This is a genomic window from Paenibacillus swuensis, from assembly GCF_001644605.1.
Taxonomy (GTDB): domain Bacteria; phylum Bacillota; class Bacilli; order Paenibacillales; family DY6; genus Paenibacillus_N; species Paenibacillus_N swuensis.
The window spans coordinates 2,425,734-2,438,797 of the sequence record NZ_CP011388.1; the positions used below are offsets into that span (position 1 = coordinate 2,425,734).

At 53.8% G+C, this 13,064-nt stretch carries 13 protein-coding genes and 1 riboswitch; of the genes, 11 read left to right on the top strand and 2 right to left on the bottom strand.

Annotated elements, in window-relative coordinates; genetic code table 11:
* Positions 1-44 precede the first annotated feature (44 nt).
* The 11 genes from SY83_RS10590 to glyA all read left to right on the top strand — a co-directional run bounded on the left by SY83_RS10590 (position 45) and on the right by glyA (position 11,720).
* Positions 45-1,076: a DUF6612 family protein gene (locus SY83_RS10590; RefSeq protein ID WP_068606315.1), complete on the top strand. Its 1,032-nt coding sequence runs from the start codon at positions 45-47 to the stop codon at positions 1,074-1,076.
* A 484-nt stretch (positions 1,077-1,560) separates the two neighbouring features.
* On the top strand, positions 1,561-2,661 hold the full coding sequence (gene ychF / locus SY83_RS10595; protein ID WP_068606317.1) for a redox-regulated ATPase YchF: 1,101 nt from the start codon (positions 1,561-1,563) through the stop codon (positions 2,659-2,661).
* A gap of 91 nt (positions 2,662-2,752) precedes the next feature.
* The gene (gene prfA, locus SY83_RS10600; RefSeq protein ID WP_068606319.1) at positions 2,753-3,820 is read left to right on the top strand and encodes a peptide chain release factor 1; all 1,068 of its coding nucleotides are present in this window, start codon (positions 2,753-2,755) and stop codon (positions 3,818-3,820) included.
* A gap of 1 nt (position 3,821) precedes the next feature.
* Positions 3,822-4,706: a peptide chain release factor N(5)-glutamine methyltransferase gene (gene prmC, locus SY83_RS10605; RefSeq protein WP_082882464.1), complete on the top strand. Its 885-nt coding sequence runs from the start codon at positions 3,822-3,824 to the stop codon at positions 4,704-4,706.
* A 600-nt stretch (positions 4,707-5,306) separates the two neighbouring features.
* Entirely contained in the window at positions 5,307-6,017 is a 711-nt protein-coding gene (gene spoIIR / locus SY83_RS10610; protein ID WP_068606323.1) for a stage II sporulation protein R, read from the top strand.
* A gap of 87 nt (positions 6,018-6,104) precedes the next feature.
* Positions 6,105-7,316 (top strand): L-threonylcarbamoyladenylate synthase, encoded by a 1,212-nt coding sequence (locus tag SY83_RS10615; protein ID WP_082882465.1) that lies wholly within the window; start codon positions 6,105-6,107, stop codon positions 7,314-7,316.
* Positions 7,317-7,868: 552 nt separating this feature from the next.
* Entirely contained in the window at positions 7,869-8,432 is a 564-nt protein-coding gene (locus tag SY83_RS10620; protein WP_068606325.1) for a manganese efflux pump MntP, read from the top strand.
* Positions 8,433-8,498: 66 nt separating this feature from the next.
* Entirely contained in the window at positions 8,499-9,071 is a 573-nt protein-coding gene (locus SY83_RS10625) for a low molecular weight protein arginine phosphatase (RefSeq protein ID WP_068606327.1), read from the top strand.
* 58 nt (positions 9,072-9,129) lie between these two features.
* A riboswitch (ZMP/ZTP riboswitch) is annotated at positions 9,130-9,211 on the top strand.
* Between the two features lie 117 nt (positions 9,212-9,328).
* A complete protein-coding gene (gene rpiB, locus SY83_RS10630) occupies positions 9,329-9,787 on the top strand; it encodes a ribose 5-phosphate isomerase B (RefSeq protein ID WP_068606329.1) in 459 nt (152 codons plus the stop codon).
* 17 nt (positions 9,788-9,804) lie between these two features.
* Positions 9,805-10,425 (top strand): TIGR01440 family protein, encoded by a 621-nt coding sequence (locus tag SY83_RS10635; RefSeq protein ID WP_082882466.1) that lies wholly within the window; start codon positions 9,805-9,807, stop codon positions 10,423-10,425.
* 47 nt (positions 10,426-10,472) lie between these two features.
* Positions 10,473-11,720: a serine hydroxymethyltransferase gene (gene glyA, locus SY83_RS10640; protein WP_068606331.1), complete on the top strand. Its 1,248-nt coding sequence runs from the start codon at positions 10,473-10,475 to the stop codon at positions 11,718-11,720.
* A 76-nt stretch (positions 11,721-11,796) separates the two neighbouring features.
* On the opposite strand, the gene SY83_RS10645 is transcribed toward glyA, so the two are convergent.
* Entirely contained in the window at positions 11,797-12,618 is an 822-nt protein-coding gene (locus SY83_RS10645; protein WP_068606332.1) for an SDR family oxidoreductase, read from the bottom strand.
* 102 nt (positions 12,619-12,720) lie between these two features.
* Complete coding sequence (locus tag SY83_RS10650) at positions 12,721-13,035, bottom strand: ArsR/SmtB family transcription factor (RefSeq protein ID WP_068606334.1); 315 nt, start codon at positions 13,033-13,035, stop codon at positions 12,721-12,723.
* Positions 13,036-13,064 lie beyond the last annotated feature (29 nt).

Here is a 13,064-nt window from a genome sequence, read left to right on the forward strand (position 1 = left end):
ATCATTGGCTTACACAGCAAGACTTACCTCAGGAGGCTGGCATTTTGAATAGATTAATGACGAATGAACATACGGACAGTAATGATCGCAAGGAAAGCAACAGAAGCGGGTTGAGGAAGTTCAAGTCGAAGATTTGGCTGATCCCTGCCTTGATGCTGGTGCTGACGGCTTGCACCGATGGCGGAGAGAACGGGAACGCTGCTAATAAACCGGGGCAAGAGAATTCGGGCAATGCCGCGAATGGCAATACAGGTACAGATAAGGGTAACGCAGGTACAGATAAGGGCGAGGATGAGAAGCCAGGTACAGATCAACCGTCAGGGGAGTCCGTGAAGGCCGATCCGCAAGGGTTGAAGGACGTTGTGACTGCGGCGACTGCCTCCAAGAGCTTCTCGCTGGCGATGGATATCCAGCAGAGCATGACGCAACAAGCTGAACTGATGCAGATGCAGTCCAACATGAAGTTGGACACAGTGAAGCAGCCTTTTGCCATGTATCAGAAGGTCGACATGAACGTCGGCGGTGATGATGAAACGAAGTTCGAAGCGTACATGAACGATTCGGAGTACTTCGCGCATGATCTGGTAACCGGGGACTGGACCAAGATGCCGAAGGAGTCTGTTGCGGAAATTAAGGGCACGTTCTCCGAGCTGCAGACCGATCCGGGCAAGGAGCTGGCTAAGCTTGAGCCGTACCTGGCCAAGATGACTGCCACGGAGCAGGACGGGAAGCTGATCTACAACCTGGCGCTGACAGGCGCAGGGCATGAGAAGCTGCTGGATGATCTCATCCGCGGCCTGGTGGGCGACCGTCCCGATGCGGATGCGATCATTAAAGCGGCGAAGGTGCAGAAGCTGGACTATGTGATTACAGCCGATAAAGCAACCAAGCTGCCGGAACAGATCAAGTTGGTGACGGACGTGGTCATGACGGTGGACGGCGGGATGATCGGCTTGAAGCAGAACATTACAGCCGATTATTCCAACTATAACGAAGCGAAGCCTGTCACAGTACCGGACGAAGGCAAGAAGAACGCGATGTTGCCGCCGACGGAGAAGGAACTGGAAGGTTTGTAGGGTGTTATCAAAGATTAGCGTAAGAAAACTACGTTATTTTCAAAATGTTTATTAATAGCGTAGAAAAGTTACGCTAATTCCAAGATTTCATGTAAATATGGCTCAAACAGCCTGATTACAGCCCGAATAACGAATAATTTCTACGTTATTTTAACAATAAAATATAATAGCGTAGTTTTTTTACGTTAAGTATGCCCGTTCAGCACAGAATCTCTAAGTAGGATGCCTACGATGCGAGTTTGTTACACAAACTTTAAGGGGATGCATCCGATGTCAGTTTACTCTGTAAACTCTAAGTGATTGCTTCCGATGCGAGTTTACTTCGTAAACTTTTAAGTGAATGCTTCCGATGCAAGTTTGTTACACAAACTTTTGAGCCTTGTCATTATGACTAGGCTTTTTGTTTGAGAAGCGATATAATATGTAGTGGTCTAAAAAAGGATATAATGAAAGTAACGATAAATTTCGAGGAGTTGTCCTATACATGGCATTGAAAGCTGGAATCGTCGGTTTACCGAACGTAGGGAAATCGACTTTATTTAACGCAATTACACAAGCTGGCGCGGAATCCGCAAACTATCCGTTTTGTACGATTGACCCGAACGTAGGGGTTGTTGAAGTACCGGATGAGCGTCTGGTGAAACTAACGGAGCTTGTGCAACCGAAAAGCGTAGTCCCAACCGCATTTGAATTCGTGGACATCGCGGGCATCGTGAAAGGCGCAAGCAAAGGCGAAGGCTTAGGCAACAAGTTTCTTGCCAACATCCGCGAGGTGGATGCGATTGTGCATGTGGTGCGTTGTTTTGAAGATGAGAATATTACGCATGTATCCGGCGGCGTGAACCCGTTGAGCGATATCGAAACGATCAATCTGGAGCTGATTCTGGCCGACTTGGATTCCGTGGAGAAGAAGATTGAGCGTTCGCGCAAAAACCTCAAAGGCGGAGACAAGAAAGTCGTGCAAGAAGTGGAAGTGCTGGAGCGTGTGAAAGAAGCGCTTTATAACGACCAGCCTGCGCGCAGCATGGAGTTGACAGATGACGAGCGTGCGTTGGTTCGCGACCTTCACCTGTTGACGTTGAAGCCGGTCCTATACGCGGCGAATGTGAGCGAAGAGGAAGCATCTGATTTTGACGGCAATCCTCTAGTACAGAAGGTTCGCGAATTCGCGGCAGCCGAGGGTGCGCAAGTCGTTCCGATTTCCGCGAAAGTGGAATCCGAAATCGCCGAGCTCGAAGGCGAAGACAAAGCGATGTTCATGGAAGAGCTGGGCATGCAGGAATCCGGTCTGGACCGTCTGATTAAAGCGGCGTACCAACTGCTTGGTCTGTACACTTACTTCACAGCGGGCGTGCAAGAAGTTCGCGCATGGACGATTCGTAAAGGCATGAAAGCACCGCAAGCAGCGGGTGTGATTCATACCGATTTTGAACGCGGATTTATTCGGGCGGAAGTGGTGTCCTATGATGATTTGGTAGCGGCGGGCTCGATGAACGTGGCTAAAGAAAGAGGGCAGGTTCGTCTGGAAGGCAAGGATTACGTCGTGAAAGACGGCGATGTTATGCACTTCAGATTTAACGTGTAATCACCCTTCGGCATATATTGTGAATTGACATGTGGAAATCATTTTGAATAAAATAAAGTATTGACCCAAAATAAATATGGAGGTGGAACGTATGTTGGATCGACTCCAATCATTGGCGGACCGTTACGAGAAACTGAGCGAACTGCTTTGTGACCCGGATGTGGCCAGTGATACGAAGAAACTTCGGGAATTATCCAAGGAACAATCCGATTTACAAGAGGCTTATGAAGCCTTTAATGAATATAGAACGGTGATGGAAGAGCTCGATGCGGCCAAGCTAATGCAAGGCGAGAAGCTGGACGACGAGATGAAAGAAATGGTCAAGATGGAAATTGATGAGTTGACGGAACGCCGCGAGACGCTTGAAGAGCAGATTAAGGTGCTTCTGATGCCTAAAGATCCGAATGACGACAAGAACGTAATCGTGGAAATTCGCGGCGCGGCCGGCGGAGACGAGGCGGCTTTATTCGCGGCCGATTTGTACCGGATGTACACGCGTTATGCAGACTTGCAGGGTTGGAAGACCGAGTTGTTGGAGGCGAATATCAGCGACTTGGGGGGGTTTAAAGAGGTTATCTTCAGCATCAACGGTAAAGGCGCCTATAGCAAAATGAAGTTCGAAAGCGGCGCTCACCGCGTTCAACGGATTCCTACGACGGAATCAGGGGGACGTATTCACACGTCAACTTCGACCGTGGCTGTCATGCCCGAAGTCGAAGCTTTGGAGATTGAAATCCATGATAAGGATATCCGCGTAGATACGTTCTGTTCCTCCGGTGCCGGCGGTCAGTCCGTTAATACTACGAAATCCGCGGTTCGTGTAACGCATATTCCTACGGGGATCGTAGCGACTTGCCAGGACGGCAAATCCCAGAACTCCAACAAGGATAAGGCTTTGCAGGTATTGCGCGCACGGATCTCCGATGTGAAAATTCAAGAAGAGCAAGCCAAGTATGCCGGCGAGCGGAAGAGCAAAGTAGGTACGGGAGATCGCTCCGAGCGGATCCGTACGTACAATTTCCCGCAAAGCCGTGTGACGGACCACCGGATCGGTTTAACGCTGCACCGTCTGGATGCCGTATTGAACGGGGATATGGAAGAGATCCTGTCTACGTTGACCATCGCGTCCCAAGCGGATCTGATGGATGAGAGGGAATAATATGCGTTTGATTTTGCGTGAAGCCTTTGTGGAGGCTTCACTTTTTTTGGAATCGGCGGGGGTGGCGGAGAGCCGCACGAACGCTGAATTGTTGCTGGGCCATCTGCTGGGAGTAGACCGCACCGGGCTGTTGGTGCGGTGGCATGAGTCGTTTCCGCCGGAGCTGACGGCGGATTGGCAAGAGCTGTTGCGCCGCAAAGCCGCTGGTGAGCCGGCGCAATATATTATCGGCAGGCAGGATTTTTACGGCCTGCCGTTCGAGGTGGAGCCGGCCGTGTTGATTCCACGGCCGGAGACAGAGCTGCTCGTCGAGCAGATGATCGAGCTTGGCCACGCTTTATGGCCGGGCGGGTCACCGCAGCTCGTCGACATCGGCACCGGCAGCGGCGCCATCCCGGTGGCGATCGCGGTCGAATGTCCGGCGTGGCGCGTGGCCACGTCGGATTTGTCGCCGGCCGCCACCGTTGTGGCGCGCCGCAATGCGGCCGCGAACGGCGTCGCGGATCGCGTGCGGTTCCTGCAGGGCGACCTGCTGGAACCGATTATCGACGCGGGGCTCGCCGTCGATATTCTCGTCAGTAATCCGCCGTACATCCCGTCGGCGGATATTCCCGCGCTGCAGCCGGAGGTGCGCGCGCATGAGCCCTTGTCGGCGCTGGATGGCGGCGATGACGGGCTGGTGTTGTACCGGCGCATGCTGGCGCAGCTGCCGGAACTGCCGGCCATGCCGCGCCTCGTGGGCTTCGAGGTCGGCATGGGCCAGGCCCGCGACGTAGCGGCGATGCTGCGCGCCGTCGCGGTGTGGGACGAGGTCCGGATCATCCCGGACCTCGCGGGCATTGAGCGGCACGTGGTTGCCGTGCGCCGCTCGCCTTGGCCAGCCTAAGGGGAGACGGTGTCTCCTAAGGCGGCTATGCGGGGTTATCCCGTTGACTCAGCGAGCAAGTATGAGCGTGAGTGCGTTAGTGAGTGATTGCTTGTGTGTGAACACTGGTCAACCACGTTGGCTCATGCTTCATCACTAAGTTTAGTATCACAACTAGTTAAGTATCTCAGCAAGTGCAAAACCCCCGATATCCCGTTGACTCAGCATGATGTTTGTTTGGCGGACAATCCTGTTGTGCGGCTACTTGCTCGAAACGTCGCTTCAGTTTGCGTTGACCGAGCCGCATTTTGTTATTAAAGGACCATGGAAGTTGAGTGGGATCCCTTCTGAATAAGTATAGTCAGTAATAACCCACCCCAGAGCCGTTAATCCAAGGGTGGGTTATTTACGTTTCATGGATTGTGAGCAATGCCAGTACTGAACATACCGAGCATGATTAATATATGGGACAAAGCGGCATCGGGATTTGTATTCATTTTTAACTTAAAAAGAACTTTTTAATAGATTCATAGATTCGCATGTTTAACTCTCTTAAATCCGGGCACAATGTTTGATAGAAACAGATCAGACGCACGCCAAGGAGAAAGGGAGTTTTCAAAAATGGTTAAACGCAGCAAAACTTCGGTTCGCTATTATATATATCTTTTGTTCGCGATGATGATGTTGGTGATGAACTGGCAGTCCGATATTACCCACGCCATGGCGGTAAGCGGGACGATTCCTCAGGAGTCGATTCGCTTGCGGATTCTTGCTAATTCGGATACCCCCGTCGATCAATGGACGAAGCGTCAGGTGAAGGATGCCGTGGTGGAGCAAATGAATCAATGGGTGACAGGTCCGACAACACTAGCAGAAGCCAGAGAAATTGTGGCCTCGCGCCTGCCGGAAATTGAGAAGGTAATAGGTGAAGAGATTCGCAAACTAGGTTTTGATTACAGCTATAAGGCGGAGCTTGCGGTGGTCGATTTTCCTACCAAAATGTACGGCAACCGCCAATACCCTGCCGGCGATTACGAAGCTTTAAGAATCACATTGGGCCAAGGCAACGGGCAAAACTGGTGGTGTGTCCTGTTCCCGCCGCTGTGCTTTGTGGATGGGGTTAGCGGGGAGAATGTCGCTGCGGCGAGCGCTGCGGAAGCTAAACCGGTTACGGTGAAGACTCAAGCAGGTACTACTACTGCGAATGCTGACGCGACAACTGCAAACACGTCTGAAACCTCTACGCTCGGAACGGAGCAACCGGAAATTCGATTCTTTTTGGTGGACCTGCTGGTGAGTATCGCGAATATGGTGCAAGGTTGGTTTGCTTAATTCTCACGGTTTTTGGGGTATGGTATACTTAAGGGAAGCCCGTGTGAACGAGGGCATGAAATGTAGACGCTAAGGAATGTTACAACTATGACGAAGTTTTGGAAGATACAGGGCTCGCTTGAGGAACACCATGTTTCCGGGCAAAATGCAGACATTAACGACAACGGCAATGACATGCTTGCTTACCAAGAAGCTGCGCAGACGTTAAGGGATGGCGGATTGGTGGCCTTCCCGACAGAAACCGTGTACGGGCTGGGCGCGGACGCCCGCTCGACGGAAGCGGTAGAGCGGATTTTCCGGGCCAAAGGCAGGCCGTCGGACAATCCGCTCATCGTGCATATCGCCGACCGCGCGCAGCTGTCGGCGTTAGCGGAGTCCATCAGCCCCCTTGCGGAGGCGCTGATGGACCGCTTTTGGCCCGGCCCGCTGACGCTGGTGCTCCCCGCGCGCGAAGGCGCGGTGTCTCCGCGGGTCACCGCGGGTTTGCGCACGGTCGCCGTGCGCATGCCGGGCCACCCGGCAGCCTTGCGGCTAATCGCCGCCGCGGGCTGCCCTGTGGCCGCTCCGAGCGCGAACCGCTCGGGACGGCCAAGCCCGACCCAAGCCGTCCACGTGCTGGACGACTTGGGCGGGAGCATCGACGGCATCCTCGATGGGGGACCGGCCGGGGTCGGCCTTGAGTCTACCGTCGTGGAACCGCTTGAGGGCCGCATCCATGTGTTGCGGCCCGGCGGGATTACCGCCGAACAGCTGCGCGAGGTGGCGGAAGTCGTGTTGCATGCATCGCTCGTCTCGGGCGATGAGCAGCAACCGGAGGCGGAGCCGGCTTATGAAGGCGAGGCGCCCGCCGGCTCTGGAACCATATCGACCCCGCCCGGAGCGGCTATACAACCGCCATTGCCCGCATCAGAGGGGCCAAAATCTCCGGGTATGAAATACCGGCACTACGCCCCTCGGGGCCAAATGATGGTTGCGGAGCCACGGGCTGGGCACGATGCTGGCGCCTTCACCGCCGCGGTGCAAGCGGCGCTGGATACAGCCAAGGCGCGCGGCGAAACAACGGGCATCCTCACGTATGAGGAGCACGCCTCGTTGTATCACGCCGATATCGTCGCTGTTTGCGGCCGGTTGGCCGAACCGGAGACGATCGCGCAAGGGCTGTACGGCGCTTTGCGGCGGTTCGACGCTGAGGGCGCCACGTACATTTTGGCCGAGACGATTCCGGCCAAAGGGATCGGCTTCGCCGTCATGAACCGGCTTTCCAAAGCCGCCGGCCATCGCAAGCTGGAGTGGTCCTAACGCCCGCTATGATGGCGACCGCCCCCCCTGATTGAAGGGGATAACCCAGCATCAGGGATGGGAACGATTGGGCCAGTCGGCACCCCCGCGCCCCCCGCCCCCCTGATTCAACGGGATAAACCCAGCATCAGACGTGGGACTACTGGGCTTGTCGACACTACCACGGCGCCCCCGCACCCCTGATTGAAGGGGATAACCCAGCATCAGAGGTGAAATACCACTGGGCTTGTCGATATGGCCGCGCCCCCTCACCCCTGATTCAACGGGATAACCCGGCATCAGAGGTGGGGCACCACTGACCTGTCGACACCACCACGGCGCCCCCACACCACTGATTGAAGGGGATAACCCAGCATCAGTAGGCGGCACGCCAATGGGCCTGTCCGCATCAACGCACCCAAGCGCACCACTGAGCGAACGGGATAAGCCAGCATCATCCGTTCAGCACCAACGCACCGACCCGCACAGTCCTGCCGCCACGAAGGACTTGTACTGTTTCCCCGGTTGTCCGCATATCTTGTCTAACAGTACAAGGTATGGAGGGAGAAACGAATGGGAGCAGAATTTTCAGCTGAACTGGGGCAATGGCTGACGATCCTCATTATGGCTGTGGCGCTCGGGATGGACGCTTTTTCACTGGGAATCGGCATTGGGCTGAAAGGCATCCGCAAGCTGGATATCCTGAAAATCAGCACGGTGATCGCCATCTTTCATATCATCATGCCTCTAACCGGCATGTTTATGGGCCAATACATGAGCTCCCTGCTCGGTGAGGTGGCCACGGCAGCCGGCGGCGGTTTGTTGCTGCTGCTGGGCGGGCATATGATCTACAGCTCGGTCCGAGGGGAAGAAACCCAGTCGTTTGATCACAGAACCTTGTGGGGCACGCTGGTTTTTGCATTGAGTGTCAGTATCGATTCGTTTTCCGTCGGGGTTTCCCTAGGTATGTTTGCCACAGATATTGTGTTAACCGTGTTATGCTTCGGGTTTTTTGGGGGCTTGATGTCGGTCATGGGGTTGTTGCTTGGAAGCCGCGTCAGCGATAAGCTGGGCGGATATGGGGAAGCTTGCGGCGGCGCCATTTTGTTTATATTCGGCATTTTATTTGTTTTGTAAATTATGATGTAAACCATCCCTATTCGGTCGCAAACTCTTGTTTTTTAGGAAAGGAGACCGCCTGAAATGAAACGGAATATCTTATTCGTATGTACCGGTAATACTTGTCGCAGTCCGATGGCGGAGGCGATTTTTCGAGATTTGGCTGTCAAAAAAGGGCTTCAAGTCGAAGTCCGCTCCGCAGGTGTCTCCGCCCTGGACGGCATGCCGATTTCCCGCAACTCGGCGCTAGTTCTGCAAGAGCGTCAATTATCGGACCGGTTCTCTTCTAATAGCATCTCGCGCGAGTGGATCGAGTGGGCGGATCTGATCCTCACCATGACCGCAAGTCACAAGCGCACACTCATTCAAATGCATCCTTACGCCGTGGACAAAACGCATACGCTGAACGAATACACGCAAGACGGCGGTGCGGAACTGGACAACCTTACAGCCTTGGAGAGCTTGTACTCCGAGCTTCAATTGAAAAAATCATTGGGACAACCGATCTCTCGTGAGGAGAAAGATCGCGTCCGTGATCTGGAACGAAGCATCCCCGATTTTGACATTGTGGACCCGTTCGGCGGTTCGCTGGATATCTATCGGCGTTGCGCAGAAGAAATTGAGCGGGCGCTGAAGAAGCTTGCAGAGCGCCTCTAGACTAAAAACCCAATTGATTTCAGATAAGGGATCAAGTATACTTAACTCCATAGAAATGGAACCCCGGTGTAACTGGCGACGAGGTGGATGAAACCACGGTGGAGCATCGGGTCATACGGCCGGTCGCCTGGGCAAAGAGCATCGCATGCGTGTATTCGCATGTGCTGCTCTTTTTTTCTTTCTCCGACGGGGTATAATAGAGGGAGCTTGTTTATTGCTTTTTTTGCACATCACCCGACTATTAGGAGGCATTTCATATGAATATTGCTATTGGATCCGATCATGCAGGCGTACGTTTGAAAGGCGGCTTAATCACATTTGTGGAGTCTCTCGGCCACACGGTTACGGATATGGGCTACAATTCTACAGATTCCGTCGACTATCCGGATTACGCGATTCCGGTTTGTGATAAGGTCATTTCCGGCGAGGCGGACAAAGGAATCTTGATTTGCGGCACGGGCATAGGGATGTCCATTACGGCTAACAAAATGCCTGGGATCCGTTGCGCTTTGGTCCACGATACGTTCTCAGCCAAAGCTACCCGCGAACATAATGACACGAACGTTCTCGCTCTCGGTGAACGTGTAATCGGGCCGGGACTGGCAGAGGAAATTATCCGGGTCTGGCTGGAAACGGAATTCTCGCAAGGTGAGCGCCATCAGAACCGCATTCGTAAAATTACCGAAATTGAGGATAAGTACACCCTACATCCTTAATAGAGGAGGCGTAACGTATGAGTGACTCAACGCATAACCCGCAAGGGTATGCCGACAACTTGAGAAACATCGCAGGGAATGTGGAGCGGCTGTTTCTGGAGTTGGCGGAAGCGGGGAATATCCGCCCGGGTCAGATTATCGTCCTGGGCACAAGCACCAGCGAGGTGCTGGGGCAGCGCATCGGCACGTCGGGGACGACGGATGCGGCGAGGGAAATCTTCGCGGGTATGGCGCGGGCGAGGGAAGCCATCGGCTTCACCCCCGCGATCCAATGCTGCGAGCACTTGAATCGCGCGCTGGTGGTGGAGCGCGCGCTGCTGGACCGGTTCCCGGAACTCGACGAGGTCGCCGCGGTTCCGGTCCCGAAGGCAGGCGGGTCGATGGCGGCTTACGCTTACCGCCAACTCCGGGACGCCTGCCTGGTGGAGTCGATCGCCGCGCATGCGGGCATCGACATCGGGGACACGCTCATCGGCATGCATTTGCGCCGAGTCGCGGTCCCGGTGCGGCCGGGTATTCGCAGCATCGGTCACGCGCACGTGACCATGGCCGTCACTCGGCCTAAGCTGATCGGCGGCGCGCGCGCGGTATACGCGCCGCCGGAGACCGAGTCCGTGCGCACCGACACGTGTGAGTAAGATTTTTTCATTATATAGTTTCAACATACATTGGGGAGGAATTTAACATGGAACACCTACGTAACGCAGACCCTGAAATTGTAAGAGCCATGAACCTGGAATTGAAACGTCAACGCAACAACATCGAGCTGATCGCTTCGGAGAACATCGTGTCTTCCGCGGTGATGGAAGCGATGGGTACCGTGCTGACCAACAAATATGCGGAAGGGTACCCGAACAAACGCTACTACGGCGGCTGCGAGCATGTCGATATCGTTGAAGATATCGCGAGAGACCGTGCCAAAGAACTATTCGGCGCGGAGCACGCGAACGTTCAGCCTCACTCGGGCGCGCAAGCGAACATGGCGGTTTACCTGGCAGCATTGCAGCCTGGCGACACCGTTTTGGGTATGAACCTGGCGCACGGCGGACATTTGACGCACGGAAGTCCCGTTAACGCGTCCGGTATCCTGTACAACTTTGTCGCTTACGGCGTAGATCCGGAGACGTTCACGATTAATTACGACGAGGTTCGCAAACTGGCGTTCAAACATAAACCTAGAATGATCGTGGCCGGCGCCAGCGCTTACCCGCGCACCATCGACTTCAAAACCCTCAGCGAGATCGCCAACGACGTAGGCGCGCTGTTCATGGTGGATATGGCGCATATCGCGGGTCTGGTGGCGGCGGGCCTTCATCCGAACCCGGTGCCATACGCACACTTTGTGACAACGACTACGCACAAAACGCTTCGCGGACCCCGCGGCGGCATGATCCTCTGCCGTAAAGCCTGGGCGCAAGCGATCGATAAGGCGGTATTCCCGGGTTCTCAGGGCGGACCGTTAATGCACGTGATCGCTTCCAAAGCGGTGGCTTTCGGCGAGGCGCTTCAGCCTTCGTTCAAGACTTACGCCGAACAAGTTGTGAAGAACGCTAAAGTATTAGCGGACACGTTGACGGCGGAAGGCCTGAACATCGTTTCCGGCGGCACCGATAACCACCTGATGCTGATCGATACGCGCAACCTGAACATTACAGGTAAGGACGCGGAGCATGTGTTGGATGAAGTAGGCATTACAGCGAACAAAAACGCGATTCCGTTTGACCCGACATCTCCTTTTGTAACCAGCGGTATTCGGGTAGGTACGCCTGCTTGTACTTCCCGCGGCATGGACGAAGCGGCCATGAAAGAAATCGGCCAAATCATTGCTATGACGCTGAAGAATCCGAAAGATGAAGCAACATTGGAGAAAGCTCGCGGTCTGGTTTCCGCGCTTACGGCGAAGTTCCCAATCTACGATGGCTTGGAATATTAATTATTCGCATAATAATATAGCAAACATGAAGAAAACCGACCCGCTGGGGTCGGTTTTTGGTTTATCACGGGTTCTCCTACTTCAAACCCTTCTCCACACTTGCCCGCACAATCGCAAAGAACCATTTCTCAGGCAGAAACTTCCTAAGCGGCAACAGCCAAGGAGCAGGACTCCCCACAGCATATCGCAGTCGTGCAGAACCATCCGTAGCCGCTTTAAAGATCATCTCCGCGACCACCTCGGGCCGCACACCGTTCGCGCCGGATTGCTGCATCACCGCGGAAACGGCCTTCACATAGGGCTGATACTCCGCCAACGCCTCGTTATTAATAAAATCCTGAGAACGGGAATAGAAGTCCGTTTTAATAACGCCCGGCTCAATAATCTTCACATTGATACCCAATGGCTTCAGCTCATAATGCAACGACTCCGAGAATCCTTCCAAAGCCCACTTCGATCCATGATAGAGACTGTACAAAGGGAAGGTGACCTTGCCGCCGACGGAGGTAACATTAATAATCGTACCGGCGCGATGCTCGCGGAAGTGAGGCAAAATCGCCTGTATTACGCTCATCGTACCAAATACATTCGTCTCGTACTGGCGGCGGATCTGCTCCGGTGTGGAGGCTTCGAATACGCCAACCGCGCCATAGCCGGCGTTATTCAGCACGGCATCGATGCGTCCAAAATCCCGAATAGCTCCAGCTAACGCATCCTTCACGCTCTCCTCATTCGTTACATCGAGCGTATAAAGCTTAAGCGAGGCACTTTCGTTCAGCCCGCTATTCTCGGGGTTACGCATCGTGGCTGCCACATTCCAGTTGTTGCGGACGAAGTGGTCCATCGTAGCCTTGCCGATTCCTGCGGATGCGCCTGTAATTAGAATTGTTTTTCTCATAATATATGTTCTCCTTTAGATTTATTAAGATTGTATGTTTAAACATATGAACGCAAAGTTCAAAAAAATATTGTTCTTTCTCGATAGACAGCATCTCTCTCTTTAAAAACTCTCTTTACAACAGGTTGTCTCGACCGTGTGAATCAGTGCCTTGAGTTGCGCCACCGCCGGATCTAGTGATAAGGAGTAATAACGCTGCAATCCCTTTTGTTCCACTTCAACCAACCGATTTTCCAGCAAAATCTTCAAATGATGAGATATCGCCGGCCTGGATAAAGTAGCAAATTCCGTAATTTCATTCACCGTCAGCCTGTCATGTTCCGCCAACAGCAGAATAATATCTTGTCGGGCAGTATCGCTCAACGCTTGAAATAAAGGAATGCAGGAGCGGAAAGTATCCATGGCTTGTTGTCCCATTGTGTCAGCTCCTCGAACGCGTTATGTTC

Excerpts from the sequence above, each read along its gene's own strand:
- ychF (WP_068606317.1), top strand. The coding sequence starts at position 1,561 with ATGGCATTGAAAGCTGGAATCGTCGGTTTACCGAACGTAGGGAAATCG.
- prfA (WP_068606319.1), top strand. The coding sequence starts at position 2,753 with ATGTTGGATCGACTCCAATCATTGGCGGACCGTTACGAGAAACTGAGC.
- prmC (WP_082882464.1), top strand. The coding sequence starts at position 3,822 with ATGCGTTTGATTTTGCGTGAAGCCTTTGTGGAGGCTTCACTTTTTTTG.
- spoIIR (WP_068606323.1), top strand. The coding sequence starts at position 5,307 with ATGGTTAAACGCAGCAAAACTTCGGTTCGCTATTATATATATCTTTTG.
- SY83_RS10615 (WP_082882465.1), top strand. The coding sequence starts at position 6,105 with ATGACGAAGTTTTGGAAGATACAGGGCTCGCTTGAGGAACACCATGTT.
- SY83_RS10620 (WP_068606325.1), top strand. The coding sequence starts at position 7,869 with ATGGGAGCAGAATTTTCAGCTGAACTGGGGCAATGGCTGACGATCCTC.
- SY83_RS10625 (WP_068606327.1), top strand. The coding sequence starts at position 8,499 with ATGAAACGGAATATCTTATTCGTATGTACCGGTAATACTTGTCGCAGT.
- rpiB (WP_068606329.1), top strand. The coding sequence starts at position 9,329 with ATGAATATTGCTATTGGATCCGATCATGCAGGCGTACGTTTGAAAGGC.
- SY83_RS10635 (WP_082882466.1), top strand. The coding sequence starts at position 9,805 with ATGAGTGACTCAACGCATAACCCGCAAGGGTATGCCGACAACTTGAGA.
- glyA (WP_068606331.1), top strand. The coding sequence starts at position 10,473 with ATGGAACACCTACGTAACGCAGACCCTGAAATTGTAAGAGCCATGAAC.
- SY83_RS10645 (WP_068606332.1), bottom strand. The coding sequence starts at position 12,618 with ATGAGAAAAACAATTCTAATTACAGGCGCATCCGCAGGAATCGGCAAG.
- SY83_RS10650 (WP_068606334.1), bottom strand. The coding sequence starts at position 13,035 with ATGGGACAACAAGCCATGGATACTTTCCGCTCCTGCATTCCTTTATTT.